Raw genomic sequence first — 21,299 nt, 5'->3', positions numbered from 1 at the left:
CATCACACAAAAGGGCTTTCCTTCGTGTCTCCATCTCTTCCTCACAGACGGGCCATATGGCGAGCCGTCAGCGTCACATCGGTGACGAGCATGCTCGCCGCAGCCGTGAGCCTTCTCGCCACCGCTCCGGCCGTCGCCTCTACGCACGCCTCGGGCTACCCCAAAGCACCCACGGGCGGAAACGCACCCGCGCACGGACTGACCGCCGAGCAGGCGCTGACCCAGTCACACAAGACCGGCGAAGACGTGAAGGCCACGGGCGCGACAACGCCTATCAGCACGCTCACAGCGCACCCCAACGGCACCTTCACTGTCGACGAGTCCCTGGCTCCGGAACGCAAGTGGGTCAAGGGCGCATAGAAGACGCTGGATCCCACGCTGCACAAGAATCCGGACGGCGGCATCACGACCGCCGTCACCAGCAGCGAGCTGGCTCTCTCCGGCGGCGGCAGCGGACCGCTGGCCACCATGAACAGCCAAGGCCACACCCTTGCGGTCAGCCTGCCCATGCGGCTGCCGGCCCCGACCCTGTCCGGCGCGACCGCCACCTACCCCGATGTCCTGCACGGCGTCGACCTGACCGTCACCGTCGACGCCCAGGGCGGCTTCTCCGAGGTCCTGGTCGTCAAGAACGCCTCGGCTGCGGCCAACCCCGCTCTCAAAAGACTCACGCTGGCCACCCACACTCGCGGGGTGACCGTCTCCTCGGACCACGCCGGGAACATCACCGCGGCCGACCGGGCCGGCCACCCGGTCTTCAGCGCCCCAGCGCCCCAGATGTGGGACTCCACGCCGACCCACATCACGGCCAACGCGGCGGTCAGGGACCCGATCACCGGCCGCAGGACAGACCGCGCCAGCGGCCTGCCCGTCGCGTCCTCGGCCCAGGGTCCGGGCAAAGGCGCGCACCACGCCGCCATCGCCGCCGAGGCCACGAGCAAGGCGATCACTCTGACGCCGTCGGCTCCGCTGCTGACCGGCGCGAAGACGGTGTACCCCGTCTACATCGATCCCTTCATCGCCCCATCCGCTCCCAGCTTCCGGCAGGCGTGGACTCAGACCAACTCCTATTACCACGCGTCGAGTTACTGGAAGTCTTCCGACCTGCTGCGCGTCGGCTACCAGGACTGGGACTCACCTGTCTTCACCGCGCGATCCTTCGTCCAGATCGGTGTGCCCTCCCAGATCTACGGCTCCACGGTGCTCTCCTCACAGCTCAACTTCACCGAGGAATGATCCCCCTCCTGTACCGCCACCCCGGTGCAGTTGTGGCGTTCGGGCGCCATCTCCTCGTCCACGACCTGGGACAAGCCACCCAGCATGATCAGTGAGGTCGGTTCCCCCCAGTCCGTCGCGCACGGCTGGAACTCCTCCTGCCCCGCCGCCGGAGTCGGCTTCGACATCAGCAGCGTCATGCAGACCGCGGCGGACCCGAAGAACAAGTACGCCAGCCTCACCTTCGGGCTGCGGGCCGGGGACGAGACCGACAAGTACGGGTGGAAGGAGTTCGCCGACACCGTCACCGTCTCGACCACCTACGACCACGCGCCGAACACACCGTCCAGCCTGACCACTTCTCCCACGACCTCCTGCGCGGACGACACCGTGGTCGGCGACGGAAGCGTCACCCTCTATGCAGGTGTCTCCGACTCGGACGGAGGGACTGTCGGCACCCACTTCCAGATCTGGCCTACGGGCACGAGCGGCAACATCGCCTCCGATGTGACCAACAAGTCCGGGAGCACCGCCGTCTACATCATCCCCAAGTCATGGCTGGAGGGCGCGGCGAGCGGCAGGGTCACCGAATTCTCCTGGAACGCGCAGGTCACCGATTTCAAGTACACCGGCAACTGGTCGGCGACCTGCCACTTCTCCTTCGACCCCACCCGACCCGGGGCCCCGGTCGTCGCGCAACCGGGCAGCAACACCGTCGGCCAGCCACTGACCGTAAGCATCGCACCCCCGCCGAGCGGCACGATCCCCAGCAGCTACGAGTACCAGGTCAACGGCGGCTCACCCCTCAACGTCGCCGCCGACTCGGGCGGCAACGCCACGATCAGCATCAAGCCCACCAGGCGCACCAACGTCCTGTCCATCAGCAGCCTGTCCGCCGGGGCGAACTACGGTGACAGCGCCAGCATCACCTTCAACTCGGCCGCACCCACGACCGCCCAACCCGACGGCGATCTGACCGGCGACGGAATACCCGACCTTCTCACCGTCGGCGCCCAGAACGGGCTGCCCTCCGGCCTGTGGCTCGCCAACGGCCAGAGCAACGCGGGGCAGACCTCTGGCAACGGGCACGTCGTCACCTCCGCGAGAGACATCGGAGCCAACGGCACCACCGACGACTCACCCACGGACTTCGACAAGGCCCTCGCCGTCTCCGGTCGCTTCACCGACAGCGGCTTCCAGGACGTCCTCGTCTACTATCCGACCGGCGCCCGCGCAGGCACAGGCGCCATCCTCGACGGCAGCGGTGACGGCTCTGCCCTCGTCACCGACAACCTCCCCACACTGGGGACGGAGAGCCTCCGGGACATCAACAACGACGACCCCCTTCAGGTCGCCAACGCCGGATTCACCTCCAGCGGCAATCCCGGCGACTATCCCGACCTCATCGGCGTCTCCGGCGACAGCAGCAGCGGCTACTCGCTCACCCTCTACCCCGCACAGGGCATCACCGGCGCTTACGCGTTCCCCGTGGCCCTGAACGTCAACACGCCCGACGGTACGGCTGACTGGAACAACTGGACTCTTGCCACCATGCAACTGCCCCGCAGCGGGGGCGCCAGCAGCACCGCCATGTTCCTGTGGAAGAAGTCCACCGGTGAGCTCGACCTGTGGGAGAACCTCGGCGCCGACCCCGACACGGGCAACCTCGCCCACACCGCCTATCCGGTCGCCGCCAACTGGAACACGGCAGCGAACATCACCCTGCAGGCCGCCGACATCAACGCCGACGGCACCCCCGACCTGTGGACAGCGGGAGCCAACGAAACGGTGACCGCCGACCTGTTCGCCAACCTGTCCACGACGAGCACGGCAACCCTCACCAAGAACACCGACACCCTCAGCGCGCCGAGCCACGCCTGGGCCCTCAACGACGCGCAGAGCGGCTCCATCTCCGCTGCCGTCGACTCTGCAGGCACGCTGAACGCCACCGGCTCCGGCGGCGCCACCTGGGCGAGTGGTGATCTCTTCTCCCCGGCCGCGCACTTCAACGGCAGCGGCAACCTCGCCACCCGTAGCCAGGCCGTCTCCACCGACAGCGACTTCACCGTCTCCGCCTGGGTCAAGCCCCTGTCGCTCGGCGGCTACGTCCTGGGCCAGGAGGGAACGCACACCAGCGGGTTCGCCCTCTTCAGCGACGCGGCCACCAAGTCATGGCGTTTCGAAATGCCCACCTCGGACGCCGACAATCCAACCGAGGACACAGCCGCCGCCATCACCGTCCCGGCCCAGGTGAGTTCCTGGGTCCGGCTGACCGCCACCTACCAGGCATCCACCGGCCGTATGACCCTCTACGTCGACGACGTCGCCGCGGCCCAGGCCGCCCACATCGCCAAGTGGCGCGCGACCGGCGCCCTCACCACGGGCGCCTACCTCTACAACGACGCGCTCACCGGCCACTTCTGGGGCACCGTCTCCGATGTCGAGACCTACTCCCAAGCCCTCACCGCACAGCAGGTGGCAGTCCTGGCCGGCAACCCGGGCCCCACCAGCTACGCCCACATCAACGACGGCCACGACTTCAACGGCGACGCCGACCCCGACGTCATCGCCCAATGGGCCGACGGCACCCTGCACCTGTACACCGGCGCCCCCGGCTCCCAGCTCGTGCCCGACGGCCAGATCTGGGACAGCTCCTGGGGCGCCGTCCGCCTGATGACAGCCGGCGACTTCACCGACGCCCAGGACCACAACGCCGACGTCGTCGCCATATGGGGCGACGGAACCGCGCACCTCTACACCAGCGACGGCAACGGCCACCTCAGCAACGCCGGACAGCTCTACGGCGGAGCCACCTGGGGCCCGATCGTCCAGATCGCCGCGGCCGACTTCACCGGTGACGGCCATACCGACCTGCTCGCCATCTGGAACGACGGGTCCGTCCACCTCTACCCCGGCGACGGCAACGGCCACATCGGCAGCGCCACCGGCAACATCTGGCCCGACAAATCGTGGAGCACGATGAAGCTCCTCGGCGCCGGCGACTACAACGACGACGGCCATGCCGACCTGCTCGCCGAATGGTCCGACGGCAGCCTTCACCTCTACACAGGCGACGGCAACAGCCACCTCACCCAGGGAGTCCAGATGTACGGCGGAAACACCTGGACGACCGTGCAGGGCATCATCCCCGGCGACTTCAACGGCGACGGGCTCTTCGACCTCGTCGCCGTCTGGGGCGACGGAACCGTCCACCTCTACCCCGGCGACGGCAAGGGCTACCTCTCCGCAGGCCCCGCCATGTGGCCCGACAACACCTGGAGCACCATGCATCTCATCGCCTGACAGAGGCACGGTCCACGATGCGAGCTCTGGTGGTGCCGGGCTCAGCCGACGCCGGATGGGGCGTGTACAACAGCCTCCTCTGAGCTTGACTCTCACCCTTACCGGGAGGCCGGCGCCTCCGGTCGACTCAAGGTCACCGGTCTCTCGCCCTCGGCGGGCCGCCGCATCGGTCCAGGGCTGCCGGCGCCCGTCCTCGGGCTCGCCCGCCCGCGGTCACGCGGTCACCCGGCGGCGACCGGTCCGCCCACCCGGCAGCGTCCGGCCGCGTCGGCGTCCGCCCAGGTCAGCGCCCCGCCGAACTCAGGACGACGCCCGCACCACCAGTTCCGTGGGGAGGACCAAGTGATGGTGGCCGGGGGAACGGGACGCGGTGGGGCGGCTGTCCGCGATCTCTGTCAGGAGGAGGTCGATCATCGCGCGGCCCATCTCCTCTATGGGCTGGCGGACGCTGGTCAGCGGCGGGTCCATGTGGCGGGCGACGGCCGAGTCGTCGTAGCCGACCAGGGCCACGTCGTCGGGGATGCGGCGGCCCGCCTCGCGCAGCACCTGGCGGGCGCCGGCGGCGGTGACGTCCGAACCGGCGAAGACCGCGTCCACGTCCGGGGCGTGCTCCAGCAGCCGCGTCATCGCGCGCCGGCCGCCGGTCTCGGTGAAGTCGCCGGACTCGACGAGGAGTTCGTCCACCTCCAGGCCCGCCTCGCGCAGCGCGTCGCGGTAGCCGTCCGCGCGCCGCTGGGCGCCGTAGACGTCCGTGCGGCCGGTGATGTGGGCGATGCGGCGCCGGCCGCGGGAGAGCAGGTGCTCCACGGCCGACCGGGCGCCGCCGTAGTTGTCGGAGTCCACCGAGGTCAGGGCCTCCGCGGCCGAGCGCGGGCCGCTGATCACCGCCGGGATCTCCAACTGGGCCACCAGGTCGGGCAGCGGATCGTCGGCGTGCGCGGACACCAGCAGCACGCCGTCCACCCGGTGCGCGGCCAGGTACTGGGACAGCCGGCGGCGCTCCCGGTCGCCGCCCGCGAAGATCAGCAGCAACTGCATGTCGGTGTCGAAGAGTTCGGCGCCGACGCCGCGCAGCATGTCGGAGAAGTACGGTTCCGCGAAGAACCGCGTCTCCGGTTCGGGCACGACCAGCGCGACGGCGTCCGAGCGGTTGGCGGCCAGGGCGCGGGCGGCGGTGTTGGGGACGTAGCCGAGTTCGGCGACCGCCGCCTCCACGGCCGCGCGGGTGGCGGCGCTGACCCGGGGCGAGCCGTTGATCACCCGGGACACGGTGCCGCGGCCCACGCCCGCCCGTGCGGCGACCTCCTCCAGGGTCGGCCGCAGGCCGCCCCGGCCGCGCGCTCGGTGGCCTGCCATGGGTCCCGCCTTCCGCCCTCGTCGACTCGCTGGCCTGGAATCTAACAGTCCCGGGCCGTCGAGGGCCGCGCTGGACTCCCCGGAGCCCCAAGACGCCTGCGAGGATGGTTAGTTAACAGCCCGATAACCGAACTGTCTCCGCCGCGCCCGTTCCCTTGACACCCCCGCCGGAAGCCGCGAATCTTTCAACACATCACCGGTGGGAGCGCTCCCATGGTACCTGACACCTACACAACCCGCACGTTCCCCGCCCGAGCCGCAGCGTCAACAACGGGGCCCAACCAAGCCGTTGGCCGGGGGGTCGGCACGTCAGGGCAACAGGAGGACGCAATGCGAGCACGTTTTCGCACCGCCCGCAAGGCGGTGGTCCTGGCGGCGGCCGTGTCGCTGGGCGCCGGTCTGCTGGCCGGCTGCGCCAGCGACGACAGCGACAAGTCCGACTCGTCGGACGGCGGCGGCAGCGGCGGGAAGACCACGATCACGCTGGGCACCTTCGGCACCATGGGCTTCAAGGAAGCCGGACTCTACGCCGAGTACGAGAAGCTGCACCCAGACATCCAGATCAAGGAGAACTCCACCGAGCGCAACGAGAACTACTACCCGGCGCTCGTCAACCACCTGACCACGAACAGCGGCCTGATGGACGTCCAGGCGGTCGAGGTCGGCAACATCGCCGAGGTGGTCGGCACCCAGGCGGCCAAGTTCACGGACTTCTCCAAGGTTTCGGGCGTGAACAAGAGCAACTGGCTGGACTGGAAGTGGCAGCAGGCCACCACCAAGGACGGCCAGACCATCGGTCTGGGCACCGACATCGGCCCGATGGCGATCTGCTACCGCAAGGACCTGTTCCAGCAGGCCGGGCTGCCCGTCGACCGCGACGCGGTCGGCAAGCTGTGGGCCGGCGACTGGAACAAGCTCCTCGACGCCGGCGAGCAGTACAAGAAGAAGGCGCCCAAGGGCACGTACTTCATGGACAGCCCCGGCGGCCTGCTCAACGCGGCGCTCAGCAGCGAGAAGGAGAAGTTCTACGACACCTCCGGCCAGGTCGTCTACAAGACGAACCCGGCGGTGCGCAGGGACTTCGACCTGGCCGCCAAGGCCGCTCAGGACGGCGTGGTGCCGGCGCAGACCCAGTTCCAGCCGACCTGGGACCAGACGATCGCCAACAGCAAGTTCGCCTCCATCGCCTGCCCGCCGTGGATGCTCGGCTACCTCAAGGCCAAGTCGTCTCCGGGCGCGGCCGGCAAGTGGGACGTGGCCACCCCGCCCAGCTCCGGCAACTGGGGCGGCTCCTTCCTGGGCGTGCCCAAGAACGGCAAGCACGTGAAGGAGGCCCAGGCCCTGGTCGCCTGGCTGACCGCGCCCCAGCAGCAGGCCAAGCTGTTCTCGGTGCAGGGCAGCTTCCCCAGCGCCCCGCCCGCGTACTCGATGCCCGCGGTGACGGGCGCGAAGAACGCGATGACCGGTGACGCGCCAATCGGGAAGATCTTCGCCGAAGCGGCCAAGACCATCCCGGTCCAGCAGATCGGCCCGAAGGACCAGATCATCGCGGCGGGCCTCGGCGACAACGGCGTCATCCTCGTGACGAAGGGCAAGTCGCCCGAGGACGCCTGGAAGACGGCCACCAAGACGATCGACAACAACCTGGAGAAGTGACCGGTATGTCCTCCCGGCACGCCACCGCCGCGCCCCCCGAGAAGGAGGGGGGCGCGGCCCCGGCCGGCCGCGCGGCGCTCCCCTCCTCCGAAGAGGCCAGGCGCCGGGCCCGGCTGTCCCGCCGCTGGCAGCGCGACATGCGCTGGAGCCCGTACGCCTTCGTCTCGCCGTTCTTCCTGCTCTTCGTCGCGTTCGGGCTGTTCCCGCTGATCTACACCGGGTGGGCCTCGCTGCACACGGTGGAGCTGACCGCGCCCACCGACATGCAGTGGGCGGGCCTGCGCAACTACACCCGGATCTTCGACGACGACTTCTTCTGGAACGCGGCGAAGAACACCCTGACCATCGGCGTCATCTCCACCGTGCCGCAACTGCTGATGGCCATGGGCCTCGCCCACATCCTCAACTACAGGCTGCGGGCCTCGACCTTCTACCGGGTCGTGATGCTCGCGCCGTACGCCACTTCGATCGCCGCCGCCTCCCTGGTCTTCGTGCTGCTGTTCGGGCGCGACTACGGTGTGATCAACTGGGCGCTGCACCACGTCGGCGTCGGCCCCGTCGACTGGCAGAACGACAAGTGGCCCTCGCAGATCGCGGTGTCGACCATCGTCATCTGGCGGTGGACCGGCTACAACGCGCTGATCTACCTGGCCGCGATGCAGGCGATCCCGGAGGACCTGTACGAGTCGGCGGCGCTGGACGGCGCCAACCGCTGGCAGCAGTTCTTCCATGTGACGCTGCCTCAATTGCGGCCGACGATCCTGTTCACCTCGGTGGTGTCGACGATCGGCGCGAGCCAGTTGTTCGGCGAACCGCTGCTGTTCGACGCCACCAAGGGCGCCTCCGGCGGCGCCGAGCACCAGTTCCAGACGCTCGGCCTCTACCTGTACGAGCAGGGCTGGGTGAACCAGCACCTGGGGCGGGCCTCCGCCATCGCCTGGACGATGTTCCTGATCCTCATCCTGATCGGGGTCGTCAACTACGTCCTCTCGCGCCGGCTGCGCGCCAGCAGTTAGGAGAACCAGCCGTGACGACGACCCTGGCGAAGTCCCCCGCCGATCCGCAGCCGCCCCCGGCAGCGCGGGTGCGGCGCCCCCGATCGGCGCGCGCCGGCGGGCAGTTGCACGCCGGTCCGGTGGCGTACGCGATCCTGGTGCTGTTCACCCTCGGCTCGCTGTTCCCGCTGGTGTGGAGCGCGGTGGCCGCCTCGCGCGACAACGCGCGGCTGGCGCAGACGCCCCCGCCGTTCTGGTTCGGCTCCAACCTGATGCGCCATCTCCAAGTGGCCTGGACGGACGCGAACCTGGGCAAGGCGTTCCTCAACACCACCATCGTGGCGGGCGTGTCGGCGGGGGCGATCGTGGTCCTGTCGACGATCGCCGGATTCGCCTTCGCCAAGCTGCGCTTCCGGGGCCGCGGCGCGCTGATGCTGGTGGTGATCGGCACGATGATGGTGCCGCCGCAGCTCAGCATCATCCCGCTCTACATGCTGGTGGCCAAGCTGGACTGGACCGACCAGTTGCAGGCGGTGATCCTGCCGTCGCTGGTCAGCGCGTTCGGCGTGTTCTTCATGCGGCAATACCTGATCCAGGCGCTGCCGGACGAGGTGATCGAGGCCGCCCGGGTGGACGGGGCGAGCAGTTGGCGCGTGGTGTGGCACGTGGTGTTCCCCGCGGCGCGTCCGGCGATGGCGGTGCTCGGCATGCTGATGTTCGTGCAGGCGTGGAACGACTTCCTGTGGCCGTTCCTGGTGCTGACCCAGAGCGGCAATCCGACGGTGCAGGTCGCCGTCGCCGGTCTGGGCCGCGGCTACACCCCCGACCAGTCCCTGATCATGGCGGGCGCGCTCCTGGGCACGCTGCCGCTGCTGCTGGTCTTCACCCTCTTCGGCAAGCAGATCGTGGGCGGCATCATGCAGGGCGCGGTCAAGGGCTGAGCCGGGCGACCGAACCCGGTCCGCCGGGCCGCGCCGGGGTGATCCACGAGGACCGGATCACCGCCGCCGCGGCCCCTTCCCGCGCTCTTTCCCGCGCCCGTCGCCCCGTCGTGCGTCCCGTCCCGCCCCTCCGCCAGACCCGCCTTCACGGCCAGCACCCTCCCCTCTCCTCCTTTCCGTCGGCCTCGTCGACCTCACTATGGGAGCGCTTCCATGCCCGAGTCCGTACAGCCGGGGAACCCGGTGACCTTTCCCCCCGCCTTCGTCTGGGGCGCGGCGACCTCCGCCTATCAGATCGAGGGCGCGGTGCGCGAGGACGGCCGCACCCCCTCGATCTGGGACACCTTCAGCCATACCGTCGGCAAGACGGCCGACGGCGACACCGGTGACATCGCCGTCGACCACTACCACCGCTACCGCGAGGACGTGGCCCTGATGGCGGAGCTGGGCCTGACCGGCTACCGCTTCTCGGTCTCCTGGCCGCGGGTGCAGCCGACCGGCCGCGGCCCCGCCATCCAGGTGGGCCTGGACTTCTACCGCCGGCTGGTGGACGAGCTGCTGGAGCACGGCGTCAAGCCGGCCGTCACCCTGTATCACTGGGACCTGCCGCAGGAGCTGGAGGACGCGGGCGGCTGGCCGGAGCGGGACACCGCGCTGCGCTTCGCCGAGTACGCCCGGATCGTGGGCGAGGCGCTCGGCGACCGGGTGGAGCAGTGGATCACCCTCAACGAGCCGTGGTGCAGCGCCTTCCTCGGCTACGGCTCCGGGGTGCACGCGCCGGGCCGCACCGAGCCGGCGTCCGCGCTGCGCGCCGCCCATCACCTGAACCTGGCGCACGGGCTGGGCGTCCAGGCGCTGCGGTCCGTGATGCCCGCCCGCAACACGGTCGCCGTCAGCCTCAACTCCCAGGTGGTCCGCCCGCTTTCGCAGGACCCGGCGGACCTGGCGGCGGCCCGGAAGATCGACGACCTGGCCAACGGCGTCTTCCACGGCCCGATCCTGCACGGCGCGTACCCGGCCACGCTGCTGGAGGCGACCTCGTCGGTCACCGACTGGTCCTGCGTCCAGGACGGCGACCTGCGGGCCGTCCACCAGCCGTTGGACGCGCTCGGCCTGAACTACTACACGCCGACGCTGGTGTCGGCGGCCGACGGCGCGCCGCGCGGCCCTCGGGCCGACGGCCACGGGACGAGCGCGCACTCGCCGTGGCCAGGGGCGGACGACGTGGCGTTCCATCAGACGCCGGGCGACCGCACCGAGATGGGCTGGACGATCGACGCGGACGGCCTGTACGACCTGATCGCGCGCTACCGCCGGGAGGCGCCGCGACTGCCGCTGTACATCACCGAGAACGGCGCCGCCTACCCCGACAAGGTGGACGGCGACGGCCGGGTGCACGACCCGGAGCGCATCGCCTACCTGCACGGGCATCTGACGGCGGTGCGCCGGGCCATCGCGGACGGGGCGGACGTGCGCGGGTACTACCTCTGGTCGCTGATGGACAACTTCGAGTGGGCGTACGGCTACGCCAAGCGGTTCGGCGCCGTCTACGTCGACTACGCCACGCTGGAGCGGACGCCCAAGTCGAGCGGGCGCTGGTACGGGGAGGCGGCGCGCACCGGCGCTCTGCCCGAGCCGCCCGCGGCCTGAGCCGGGCACGGCTTGAGCCGGGCACGCCCTGACCCTGAGCTGGGCGCGGCTTGAGCCGGGCGCGGTCTGAGCTGGGCGCGGCCTGAGCCGGGTGCGGTCTGAGCCGGGTGCGGTCTGAGCCGGGCGCGGTCTGAGCCGGGCGCGGGAACAGGGCCGCACGGGCACGGCGTTCCGGGGGGATCGCCGTGCCCGTGCGGGTCTTGCGGGTCTTGCGGTTCGTGCGGATCGTGCATCCCGTGCGGGCCGCGCGGCCCGCGGGGTCAGTGGAAGGCGGCGAACGCCTTGGAGAAGGCGAAGTCGTCCTGGGCGACCGAGCTGCACGTCGCGTCCGCGGACGGCTTCGGGCCGCCGGGGCACTGCTTGTCCCGGGCGGCGGACCACATGGACAGCCAGCCCAGGCCCTTGGACTGGGCGAAGTCCACCAGGTGAGCGGCGTCGGCAGTGGTGAAGACCTCCGAGGAGACGTCGTTGACGCCGATCATCGGGGTGACCGCGACGGTCTTCCAGGCGTCGCTGTCCGACAGCCCCAGCACGCTCTTGATCTGCGCCTGCGTGGCGGTGGCCGCCTGGACGGCGTAGTCGCCCATGTCGCCGTTGTAGGAGGCGCCGTAGTCCATCGCCATGACGTTGACGGCGGAGATCTTCACGCCGTTGCTCTTGGCGTCGGCCAGCAGGTTCACGCCGTCCTGGGTGAGGCCCTCGGGCATGACCGGGAGGGTGAAGGACACGTCCAGGTCCGGATGCTGCTTCTGGAGCTGGGCGATGGCCTGGGCGCGGCGGGTGTTGGCCGCCGTGTTGGGCAGCGCGCCTCCCTCGACGTCGAAGTCGACCTTGGCGAGCTTGAACTGGTCCACGGCCTTGCCGTACGCCGCCGCCAGCGCGTCCGCCGTGGAGCAGGTGGTCGCCAGCTCCGAGCCGGAGGCGCCGCCGAAGGAGACTCGCACGTCGCCGCCCTTGGCGCGCAGCGCGCCGATCTGGGAGGCCACGGCGTCGCTGCCGAGGTCGCTGACGCCGCCGAACTTGGGGACGCAGCCGCCGCCGTCGGTGACGAAGGCGAGGTTGAAGTCCTTCACGCCGGTGGCGTCGGCGGCGGCGGTCAGGTTGAAGGCCGGGAAGAGGGAGGTGTCCACGTAGGGCGCGAACCCGGCCGCGCCGCCGCCCGCCGAGTCGGTCCGGGTCGGCGCGGAGGCGGGCGGCGGCGTCGCGGGCCGGGTCGTGGACGGGGCGGGCGCGGGGGCGGGGGCGGTGGACTCGGTGGGACGGCCGCTGGGCTCGGGGGTGGCGCCGTCGTCGGCGGAGCACTGGGCGCCGTCGACGCGGCAACCGGTGGGGTCGCCGCTGCCGTTGACGACGAACCCGACGGTCACCGACTTCCCGGCGGCGAGCCCGTCGGTGTCCCACTTGGCCGGCTTCACCGTGACGTGCTGCCCGCTGACGGACGACTGCGCGTTCCACAGCGAGCTGAGCTTGGCGCCCGCGGGCAGGTCGAACTCCAGCGTCCAGTCCTTCTTCGCCTGCCCGGTGTCGTTGGTGACGACGTACTGGGCGGTGTAGCCGGTCGACCAGTCGCTGGTCTTGGTGTAGACGGCGCCGGGTCCGGCCGCGTGCGCGGCCGCGGTGAACGCGATGGCGCCGCCGCCGACCACGGCCGCGGTCACCAGGCCGCCTATCGCCTTGTTCCTGCTGCTGATCCTGCGCCGGTGCGTGCTCATCGTGTCTGCCTTCGCTGTTCACGGGGCCGGGGACTGCCCGGTGGGGGGTGGGTTCGGCAGCACGCTAGCGATCCGGAACCGGGCAACTAGGCCGATCCGGGCGGGCGTCGAGGATCTTAGGGCGGGCTTAAGGAAGGGATCGGGAGTGGTTAAAGGTCGAGACCAGCGTGCCGGGCCGGCGTCTTCCCACGGTGCCCCGGCGGCCGCCGCGCACCGGGCGCCGCGCGAGCTGGATCCACAGGCGCACCTCCGTGCCGCCCAGCACCGAGGAGCCGATCCGGACGTCGCCGCCGGTGGACTCGGCCAGGCGGCGCACGATGTCGAGGCCCAGCCCGGTGGAGCCGTCGGCGCCGGAGCCCCGGCCGCGCGCCATCGCCGCCTCGGGGTCGGATATGCCGGGCCCGGCGTCGGAGACGAGCACGATGACGGCGTCGTCGGCGTTGTGCACGTCGACCGCGAACGCGGTGCCCTCGGCGGTGTGCCGGAAGACGTTGCCGAGCAGGGCGTCCAGCGCGGCGGCGAGGTCGGCGCGGGCCACCGGGACGCGCGTCGGCCGCTCCGCCCCGGCGACCCGCCAGGTGCGGCCCTCGTCCTCGGCCAGCGCGGACCAGAACGCCATCCGCTCGCGGACCACCTCTGCCGCGTCGCAGCCCGCGCCCGGTCCGGGCGCCGCCGTCTGCGGCTTGGCCTGGCGTGCCGTGCGGATGATGGCGTCGACCTCGCGCTCCAACTGGGCCACCGCCGACCGGGTCTGCTCGGCGGCCGGGCCGTCGCCGAGGGAGGCGGCGTTCAGCCGCAGCACGGTCAGCGGGGTGCGCAGCCGGTGGGACAGGTCGGCCGCCAGCTCCCGCTCGTTGGCGAGCAGTTGGACGACTTGGTCGGCCATGGCGTTGAACGCGGCGGCCGCGAGCCGCAGTTCGCTCGGCCCCTCCTCGGGCACCCGGGCGCCGAGCCGCCCCTCCCCCAGTTCGCGGGCGCCCTCGACGAGCCGCTGCGCGGGCCGCACCATCCGCACGCCGAGCCGGTCGGCGACGGCGACCGAGCCGACCACCAGCGCGGCGCCGACCCCGGCGAGCACCGCCCACGCGGCGACGACCCCGTTGCTGACGTCGGCCTCGGGGACGTAGACCTCGACGACGGCGATGGCGCCCGAGCTGAGCGCGACCGGCTGGAGCAGGGTGAACCCGCCGGGCGCCCCGGTGGTGGAGGCGCGGCCCATCCGGCGCACGGCGGCGATGTCCGCGCCGTCGGCACGGCTGCGGCCGATGTCCGCGGCGGCTCTGCCGTCGGCCGCCGGGAGGTGCACGGCGATCTGCGCGTCGGAGCCGGCCGAGGCGACGACCCGCTCCAACTGCTCGCGGTCGGTGGTGATGGACAGCGCGGGGGCCACGGCCGCGGCCTGGCGCTCGGCGTGGGAGAAGGCCCGGTCGCGGGCCATCTCCCTGACGACCAGCCCGAGCGGGACGGCGAAGGCGACCGCCACCATCGCGGTGACCGCCAGGCAGACCTTGACCAGGGCCCATCTCATCGCGCGGGCTCCGCCCCGGGCGGCTCCAGCTTCACGCCCACACCGCGCAGGGTGTGCAGATAGCGGGGCCGGGCGGCCGTCTCGCCCAGCTTCCTGCGCAGCCAGGACAGGTGGACGTCGATGGTCTGGTCGTCGCCGTAGGACTGCTGCCACACCTCGGCCAGCAGCTCCTTGCGGGCCACGACCACGCCCGGCCGCCCGGCCAGGAAGGCGAGCAGGTCGAACTCACGCCGGGTCAGGTCCAGCCGGACGCCGTCCAACTCGGCCTGGCGGCGCATCGGATCGACGGTCAGGCCGCCCACCCGCAGCACCGCGGGCGGTGCGGCCCCGGCGGTCCCGGCGCGGGCCCGGCGCAGCACGGCGGCCATCCGCGCGGACAGGTGCTCGACAGAGAACGGCTTGGTCAGATAATCGTCCGCCCCGGCGTTCAGCAGTCGGACGACCTCGCTCTCGTCGTCGCGCGCGGTGGCGACGATGACGGGGACGTCGGTGATGCCGCGCAGCATCTTTAGGGCCTCGGACCCGTCGAGATCGGGCAGTCCGAGGTCCAGGACGACCACGTCGAAGCGGACGTGGGCGACCTCGCGCAGCGCTTCGAGCGCCGTGCCGACACTGCGCACGGTGTGCGAGGCATCGGTCAGATGCCGGATGAGCGCCGAGCGGACGAACTGGTCGTCCTCGACCACGAGCACACTTGCCATGCGCCGCACCGTACGCCATCGGCACGACCGCGGTCCGCCGCCTGTGGACAACTCGGATCGAGCGCGGCCCGTCGCCTGTGGACAACTCAGTACGACCGCGGCCCCCCGGCCTGTGGACGCCCCAAGACCACCGCGGTGCGCCGCCCGTGGGGGCGGTGCGAGCCGGCGTCCGCCGCGGGCGGAGGACTCCGACCGGCTGCCGTCGGCGCGCTCCGTACGGCAGTATGGGCCGCGATGCGCAGAGCACTGCTACACGTACTGGCCTGGTCGCTCGCCACGGGCGCGGCGGCCACGTTGTCGTGGTGGGGCGTCCACACGGTGATGGCCGGGACGGCCTACGACCCGCCGCGCGCCCTGCCGATCACGGCGGCGCGGGCGGATGCCCAGCGCACGGACCCGCCGCCGCCGCCGCCGACCCGGCGCCCGGAGACCTCCCCCGCGCCGGTCCGGAAGCCCACGCCCTCCGCCGATCCGACGCCCGCCCGCACCCGCCCGGCGAGCCCGCCGCCGCCCCCCTCCACCGCCCCCTCGGGGCCGGCGTCCGGGGCGCCGTCCGGGTCCGGCCAGGTGAAGGCGTACGACACCGCGGGCGGCCGGGCGGTCTTCGACCTGGAGCCCTCGACCGCGACGCTGGTCTCGGCGACACCGGGGGCCGGCTGGTCGATGCAGGTGTGGAAGACGGAGACCTGGATCCGGGTGGAGTTCACCAGCGGCGCGGACCGCGTGTCGGTGATCTGCGCCTGGCACGACGGTCCGCCGCATGTGGACGTGGGCACGTACTAGGGCCGTCGTGTCGCCGAGGCGGCCGCAGTTTCATGGAGTTCGGCGCTCGGCTGTCGGCGGCGCTCGGCGAGGGTCGGCGCTCAGCCGCCGGGGCTCGGCGTCAGCGGAACGTCGACGGCGGCGGGGCCGGCGAGGCGACCGCGGCGGCGTCGGTGACCGGCGCGGCGCCGCCCGCGAAGTCGGTGAGCGCGCGGCCGTGTTCGACGCGGCCGGGGTGCGGGTCGCAGGCGGCGCGGCGGGTCAGCTCGGCGAGCGGCAGCGGCCGGTCGGAGGCGACGAGCACCGCGTTGCCGAAGCGTCTGCCGCGCAGCACGGCTGGGTCGGCGACGAGCGCGAGTTCCGCGAACCGGGCGGCGACGGTGGCGATCTGACCGCGCAGATGGGCCAGCGGCGGGCCGTCGGCGAGGTTGGCGGCGTAGACCCCGCCCGGCTTGAGGGCCCTGCGGACGTCGTCGAGGAACTCCGCCGAGGTGAGGTGGGCGGGCGTGCGGGCGCCGCTGAACACGTCCGCGATGACCAAATCGGCCCAGCCGTCCGGCGCCTTGGCGAGTCCGGCGCGCGCGTCGGCGGAACGCACCCGGATCCGGGCGCCCGGATCCAACGGCAGCTCGCGGCGCACCAAGTGGACGAGGGCCGCGTCGCGTTCGACGACCTGCTGGGTGGAGCGGGGGCGGGTGGCGGCGACGTAGCGGGCGAGGGTGAACGCGCCGCCGCCGAGGTGGAGGGCGTGCACCGGTCGGCCAGCGGGAGCGGCGAGGTCGATGACGTGGCCCAGGCGCCGCTGGTACTCGAAGGAGAGGAAGGCGGGGTCGTCGAGGTCGACGTGGGACTGCGGGGCGCCGTCGATCAGCAGGGTCCAGGCCCGGTCCCGCTCCCAGTCGGGTATCAGCTCGGCCAGCCCGCCGTCGACCTGCTCGACGACGGCTGCGACGGACCCGCGCTCGCGGCGGGTGTTCCTGGACCTTCCCATGCCCCCATTGTCGCAAGCGACAGCGGCTGACCTGCCCGGAGCGGGCGCCGGGCGGGGAGACGCGGCCGCTGACGGGCGGACGCGGGAGCACCAGATGGGAGCCCCGGCCTCCGACGGGCGGACGCGGGAGCACCGGGCGGGCGGACGCGGGACCGCCGGGCGGGGAGAAGCGGGACCGCCGGGCCGGCGAATGCAGAAGCGGTCCGAAGCAGCCCGTAGACAGACCGCGCCGTCGCGGCGCCGCGCCGCGCCCCGTCAGCAGCAGCTATCCGCCGCCTCGATCATGCGGGCCGCCTCGTCCAGGGCGCGGCGCAGCACGGCGGGGTCGGTGGCGGGGTCGGCCTCCTCGGGCGGCAGCAGCCAGTCCGAGCCCTCCACCGGCGGCGCGGGCGCCAAGCGCAGGCCGCGGCCGTCCGTCTCGGTGCACGTGCTTCCCGGCACGTCCCAGCCCGCCGCCGTGCCCGCCGGGACGACGAAGCCCAGCGTGTCGCCGCCGCCGTCGTGCAGCACGGGGCCCACGGCGTCCTCCGGCGCGCGGCGCAGGATGTCGACGGCCTCCAGGCCCTGCCGCGCGGGCACCGTCACCAGGTCGCACCCGGGTCCGGCCTCCGACGGAGCACAGGCGCCGACGCCGCGGTTGGTCTCCACCACGAAAACCCCTCCTCGTGCACGAGCGGGTCGGGAGCCGAACGTCTCCCGGTCCATCCGGTTCAACGCGGCGGCGCGTCAACGGCCACGGAGGAAGTCAGCCGCAAAGGATGGCAGTTCATGGCAGATCACGGGTGAGATATCCGGTTTGCGGTCAAACACCGCGTGGCGGAGCGGGCACAGCGGGTACGTTCTTGGCCGCCGGAACAGGGTGTCACTCGGGTAAGCCGGACAACTCACCGTGCGTCCGGCACGGTTCGACGGTTCGCACGAGAGGGCCCGGCCATGACGTCGTCGACGGTGACCTCGTCCCAGTCCCCCCGGCCGCCGCGGCCGAATCTCGCTTTCCGGCGGCTGCGCGGCCAGCGCTCCCCGGCCGAGTTCGCCGCGGCGGTGCGCCGTGCCGCCCGCGAGATCGGCGAACAGGTGAGCTGTGACGCGCGCTACGTCGGGCGGGTCGAGGCCGGTGAGATCCGCTGCCCCAACTACGCCTACGAGCGGGTCTTCCTGCACATGTTCCCCGGGCAGACCCTCGCCGATCTGGGCTTCGCCCCCCGCTCGTCCGTCCGTGGGCGCGGGGCGCGCGTCCCAGCCGACGCGCCCCCGGCGTGCACCACGCAACCCGAACACGCCCCGCATGAAACGCCGGAGGCGTCGCATCCGTATGACGGGTACCAGGCGCACCACGCGCCAGACCCGCACCGCACGCCGGACTCGCACCAGGAGCCGGACGCGCACGACCTGAACCACCGGCACGACCCGTACCGCCCGCGGGAGCCGCATCACCCGTTTCCCCCGCACGACCTGTACCGCCCGCACGAAGACCACGAGGAGAGCGACGTGCTGCGTCGCGCATTCATGACCCGCGGCGCCACCGTGGCCGCCGCCTCGCTGGGCCCCCTGGGGCTCGCCGTCGACGCCTCGGCAGCGGAGCGTCCCGTCCGCCGCGCCGGGGCGAGCGAGGCGGGCGCCCTCGAAGAAGCCGTCCGCCGGATCCGCCTGCTCGACGACCGGCACGGCGCCGACGGGCTCTACCGCCGTGCGGCGGCCCCGCTGCGCGCCGCGTACGCGCTGCTCGACGCGGGCACGACCCGGCGGGCCACCGCCGACCGGCTGCACTCGAGCGCGGGCGAGCTGGCCATCTCGGTGGGCTGGCTGGCGCACGACTCGGGGCGCTTCGACGACGCCCGTTCGCACTACGCGGAGGCCCTGGCCACCGCGCGCATGAACGGGGACGAGGCGCTGGAGGCGCACGCGTTCTGCAACACGGCGTTCCTGGCCCGGGACGCGGGCCGCCCGCGCGAGGCGGTGCGCGCCGCGCAGGCGGCCCAGCGCGCCGCCCGGGGCCTCGGCTCGGCGCGGCTGCTGTCGCTGCTCGCGCTGCGCGAGGCGGGCGGCTGGGCGGGGCTGGCCGACCGCTCCGCCTGCGCACAGGCGCTCATCCGCGCGCAGGCGTTGTTCCGGCGGGGTTCCTGCGACGCCGACCCGGAGTGGATGAGCTTCTACGGCGAGGCCGAACTGGAGGGTCTGGAGGCCCAGTGCTGGTCCGCGCTCGGCGACTGGGAGCGCGCCGCCCGGCACGCGCGGCGGGCCGCGCGGCTCCAGAATCCCCACTTCACGCGGAATATCGCGCTGTACACCGCCGAGCTGGCGGACGACCTCGCGCGCGAGGGGCGCCCCGACGAGGCGGCGGCGGCCGGGATGCGCGTGCTGGACCTGCTGGACCAGGTCCAGTCCTCGCGCATCGAGTCGATGCTGGCGGGCACCGCGCGGGTGCTGACGCCGCACCGGCGCTCCGGCGACGTGTCGGCGTTCCTCGAACGGCACGCCTCGACACCGCGCGGGACGTGAACGGGCCGGGCGCGAACGGGCGGGACGTGACTGCGCGGGACGTCGACGCGCAGGGCGCGAACGGGCGGGGCGGAACCGAACGGGTACGACGGACCCGCCGACCGGCGCGGGTCACCCGGCCAGGTGCCCCAGGTCGTTCCAGCTCTCGATCGCCGGTTCGCCGTAGGCCCAGCCCAGGACGGACAGCGACGTCGGGTTGAGCCGTATCCGCGCCGCGAAGGCGAGCGGCAGGCCGAGCCAGCGCGCGCCGATGGACCGCAGGATGTGCCCGTGCGCGAAGACCAGCACGTCGCGGTCCTCGGCGCGGGCCCAGGCCACCGCCTCGTCCGCGCGGGCCGTCACCTCGGTGGTCGTCTCCCCGCGCGGGACGCCGTCGCGCCAGATGAGCCAGCCGGGCCGCGCGTCCTGGATCTCCTGCGGCCTCAAGCCCTCGTAGGCGCCGTAGTCCCACTCCATGAGCGCGTCCCAGGTCGTCGCGCGCTCGCCGAAGCCGGCCAGCTCGCACGTCTCCCGCGCGCGAGCGAGCGGGCTGGTGCGGACCTCGGCGCCGGGCAGGCCGTCCAAGGGCGCCCGGTGCAGCCGCTCGCCGAGCAGTTTGGCGCCGCGCCGCCCCTCCTCCAGGAGGGGAACGTCGGTCCTGCCGGTGTGCTTGCCGGACAGCGACCACTCGGTCTGTCCGTGCCGGGCCAGCAGGATGCGCGGAGCCATGAGGAGCCTTTCCGGAAAAGTCGGATCTTAGGACGGAACCTCGCCGTCCTCCCCGGGGTCTTCCATCATCGCGCACCCCGTGCCGGGGCAACCCGGGCGCCGGACCCTGCGTCTTCCTCGGCCGGGGGCGCTCCACCACGGCGGCCGCCGCCCCCGTAAAGTGGCACGATCCGCCGAGCGCGCCGCGGACCGCAGGGGGGACGGGGGCGGCGCGCGGCGGCCGACGCCCGCCGCCCGGCCGCCTGCGGCGCCCGACAGCAGCAGACAGCGACAACAAGCCGACACCAGCGACACCAGCGACGGACACAACGAAACGGGGAGGGGCATCGGATGCCGCAGACCGAGGCGCCGGCACCGCACACCGAAGCGCCCCCTCGGATCCGACTGCGCTGGTGGACCGAACTGCCGCTGATCCTGATGGTGTACGGCTGCTACTCGGCGGGCCGGCTGCTCGCCCGCGGCGACGTCTCCAGCGCCGTCGGCCACGGCCTGGCGCTGCTGCGCTGGGAGAAGCTGCTGCACCTGAACGCGGAGCATCCCCTCAACCGCCTGTTCACCAGTGCGCCCTGGCTGGGCGTCCCGGCCGACTTCTGGTACGCCTCGCTGCACTACCTGGTGACGCCCGCGATCCTGGCGTGGCTGTTCCGGGCGCGCACCGAGCATTACCGCGCGGCCCGCACCTGGTTGATGACGTGCACGTTCATAGGACTGATCGGCTTCACCCTGCTGCCGACCTGCCCGCCCCGGCTGCTCTCCCCGGACCACGGCTTCGTGGACACGATGGCCCAGTACAGCTCCTACGGCTGGTGGGGCGGCGAGGCGAGCGCGCCCCGGGGCCTGGGCGGCCTGACCAATCAGTACGCGGCCATGCCGAGCCTGCACGTGGGCTGGGCGCTGTGGTGCGGGGTGACGCTGTGGCGGCACGGCCGCTCGCGCTGGGCGAAGGCCGCCGCGGTCGCCTACCCGCTGCTCACCGCGCTCGTCGTGATGGGCACCGCCAACCACTACTTCCTGGACGCGGTCGCGGGCGTGGCCGTGATGGGCGCCGGATTCCTGCTCACACCCTCCGTGACCAGGGCCGCGACCCGGATCCGGACGGCTCTGGCGGCCCGCTTCCCGGCCCTCGGAGGCCGCTCGGCATCCCCGATTGTCGGCGCCGGGTGCCAGACTTCGGCGGGTGAGCGAATTCCACGGCAGCGCGAAGCACGCCTCGGTACCGCGGCCGAGCCCGGCGCCTCCTCCCGGGACAGCGGGGACGGGGCTCCGGCGGCAGCTCGCTGAG

The 21,299-nt window shown here is 72.4% G+C and carries 17 protein-coding genes; 10 read left to right on the top strand and 7 right to left on the bottom strand.

The genetic code is table 11. The features are described 5' to 3' along the window. Positions 1 to 81: 81 nt before the first annotated feature. From ABZ861_RS05455 to ABZ861_RS05445, 3 genes are all read left to right on the top strand, one after another. Positions 82 to 360, top strand: coding sequence for a hypothetical protein (locus ABZ861_RS05455; RefSeq protein ID WP_361624061.1), 279 nt, complete (start codon positions 82 to 84; stop codon positions 358 to 360). A 108-nt stretch (positions 361 to 468) separates the two neighbouring features. After that, positions 469 to 1,236: a hypothetical protein gene (locus ABZ861_RS05450; RefSeq protein ID WP_361624058.1), complete on the top strand. Its 768-nt coding sequence runs from the start codon at positions 469 to 471 to the stop codon at positions 1,234 to 1,236. A gap of 84 nt (positions 1,237 to 1,320) precedes the next feature. Continuing rightward, positions 1,321 to 4,518 (top strand): FG-GAP-like repeat-containing protein, encoded by a 3,198-nt coding sequence (locus ABZ861_RS05445; protein ID WP_361624055.1) that lies wholly within the window; start codon positions 1,321 to 1,323, stop codon positions 4,516 to 4,518. Positions 4,519 to 4,818: 300 nt separating this feature from the next. Here the strand turns inward: ABZ861_RS05445 and ABZ861_RS05440 are convergent, their stop codons facing one another. After that, positions 4,819 to 5,874 carry a LacI family DNA-binding transcriptional regulator gene (locus tag ABZ861_RS05440; RefSeq protein WP_361624052.1) on the bottom strand — a complete coding sequence of 352 codons (1,056 nt, stop codon included), beginning with the start codon at positions 5,872 to 5,874 and terminating at the stop codon, positions 4,819 to 4,821. Positions 5,875 to 6,204: 330 nt separating this feature from the next. On the opposite strand from ABZ861_RS05440, the gene ABZ861_RS05435 reads away from it, so the two are divergent. From ABZ861_RS05435 to ABZ861_RS05420, 4 genes are all read left to right on the top strand, one after another. Next, positions 6,205 to 7,530 (top strand): extracellular solute-binding protein, encoded by a 1,326-nt coding sequence (locus tag ABZ861_RS05435; RefSeq protein ID WP_361624049.1) that lies wholly within the window; start codon positions 6,205 to 6,207, stop codon positions 7,528 to 7,530. A 5-nt stretch (positions 7,531 to 7,535) separates the two neighbouring features. Then, complete coding sequence (locus tag ABZ861_RS05430; RefSeq protein WP_361624463.1) at positions 7,536 to 8,546, top strand: sugar ABC transporter permease; 1,011 nt, start codon at positions 7,536 to 7,538, stop codon at positions 8,544 to 8,546. 11 nt (positions 8,547 to 8,557) lie between these two features. Beyond that, positions 8,558 to 9,466: a carbohydrate ABC transporter permease gene (locus ABZ861_RS05425; protein WP_361624046.1), complete on the top strand. Its 909-nt coding sequence runs from the start codon at positions 8,558 to 8,560 to the stop codon at positions 9,464 to 9,466. 213 nt (positions 9,467 to 9,679) lie between these two features. After that, positions 9,680 to 11,116 (top strand): GH1 family beta-glucosidase, encoded by a 1,437-nt coding sequence (locus ABZ861_RS05420; RefSeq protein ID WP_361624043.1) that lies wholly within the window; start codon positions 9,680 to 9,682, stop codon positions 11,114 to 11,116. Between the two features lie 260 nt (positions 11,117 to 11,376). Here the strand turns inward: ABZ861_RS05420 and ABZ861_RS05415 are convergent, their stop codons facing one another. The 3 genes from ABZ861_RS05415 to ABZ861_RS05405 all read right to left on the bottom strand — a co-directional run bounded on the left by ABZ861_RS05415 (position 11,377) and on the right by ABZ861_RS05405 (position 15,057). Further along, positions 11,377 to 12,828 (bottom strand): cellulose binding domain-containing protein, encoded by a 1,452-nt coding sequence (locus tag ABZ861_RS05415; RefSeq protein ID WP_361624040.1) that lies wholly within the window; start codon positions 12,826 to 12,828, stop codon positions 11,377 to 11,379. Between the two features lie 127 nt (positions 12,829 to 12,955). Further along, complete coding sequence (locus tag ABZ861_RS05410) at positions 12,956 to 14,356, bottom strand: HAMP domain-containing sensor histidine kinase (protein ID WP_361624037.1); 1,401 nt, start codon at positions 14,354 to 14,356, stop codon at positions 12,956 to 12,958. After that, positions 14,353 to 15,057, bottom strand: coding sequence for a response regulator transcription factor (locus tag ABZ861_RS05405; protein ID WP_361624034.1), 705 nt, complete (start codon positions 15,055 to 15,057; stop codon positions 14,353 to 14,355). The genes ABZ861_RS05410 and ABZ861_RS05405 overlap by 4 nt, the downstream gene beginning before the upstream one ends. Before the next feature lie 234 nt (positions 15,058 to 15,291). On the opposite strand from ABZ861_RS05405, the gene ABZ861_RS05400 reads away from it, so the two are divergent. Continuing rightward, positions 15,292 to 15,840: a hypothetical protein gene (locus ABZ861_RS05400; protein WP_361624031.1), complete on the top strand. Its 549-nt coding sequence runs from the start codon at positions 15,292 to 15,294 to the stop codon at positions 15,838 to 15,840. Between the two features lie 100 nt (positions 15,841 to 15,940). Here the strand turns inward: ABZ861_RS05400 and ABZ861_RS05395 are convergent, their stop codons facing one another. After that, complete coding sequence (locus ABZ861_RS05395) at positions 15,941 to 16,810, bottom strand: fused MFS/spermidine synthase (RefSeq protein ID WP_361624028.1); 870 nt, start codon at positions 16,808 to 16,810, stop codon at positions 15,941 to 15,943. Between the two features lie 255 nt (positions 16,811 to 17,065). After that, positions 17,066 to 17,461: a hypothetical protein gene (locus ABZ861_RS05390; RefSeq protein WP_361624025.1), complete on the bottom strand. Its 396-nt coding sequence runs from the start codon at positions 17,459 to 17,461 to the stop codon at positions 17,066 to 17,068. A gap of 282 nt (positions 17,462 to 17,743) precedes the next feature. Here ABZ861_RS05390 and ABZ861_RS05385 point away from each other — a divergent pair, with 282 nt between their 5' ends. Next, positions 17,744 to 19,309, top strand: coding sequence for a hypothetical protein (locus tag ABZ861_RS05385; RefSeq protein ID WP_361624022.1), 1,566 nt, complete (start codon positions 17,744 to 17,746; stop codon positions 19,307 to 19,309). A gap of 111 nt (positions 19,310 to 19,420) precedes the next feature. On the opposite strand, the gene ABZ861_RS05380 is transcribed toward ABZ861_RS05385, so the two are convergent. Further along, on the bottom strand, positions 19,421 to 20,017 hold the full coding sequence (locus ABZ861_RS05380) for a histidine phosphatase family protein (protein WP_361624019.1): 597 nt from the start codon (positions 20,015 to 20,017) through the stop codon (positions 19,421 to 19,423). Positions 20,018 to 20,347: 330 nt separating this feature from the next. Here ABZ861_RS05380 and ABZ861_RS05375 point away from each other — a divergent pair, with 330 nt between their 5' ends. After that, entirely contained in the window at positions 20,348 to 21,298 is a 951-nt protein-coding gene (locus tag ABZ861_RS05375) for a phosphatase PAP2 family protein (protein WP_361624016.1), read from the top strand. The last annotated feature ends 1 nt before the right edge of the window (position 21,299 follow it).

This window comes from Streptomyces sp. NPDC046985 (genome assembly GCF_040644415.1).
Taxonomy (GTDB): domain Bacteria; phylum Actinomycetota; class Actinomycetes; order Streptomycetales; family Streptomycetaceae; genus Streptomyces.
The sequence above is the reverse complement of the archived record's forward strand: the minus strand, read 5'-3'. Positions and strand labels throughout refer to the sequence as shown.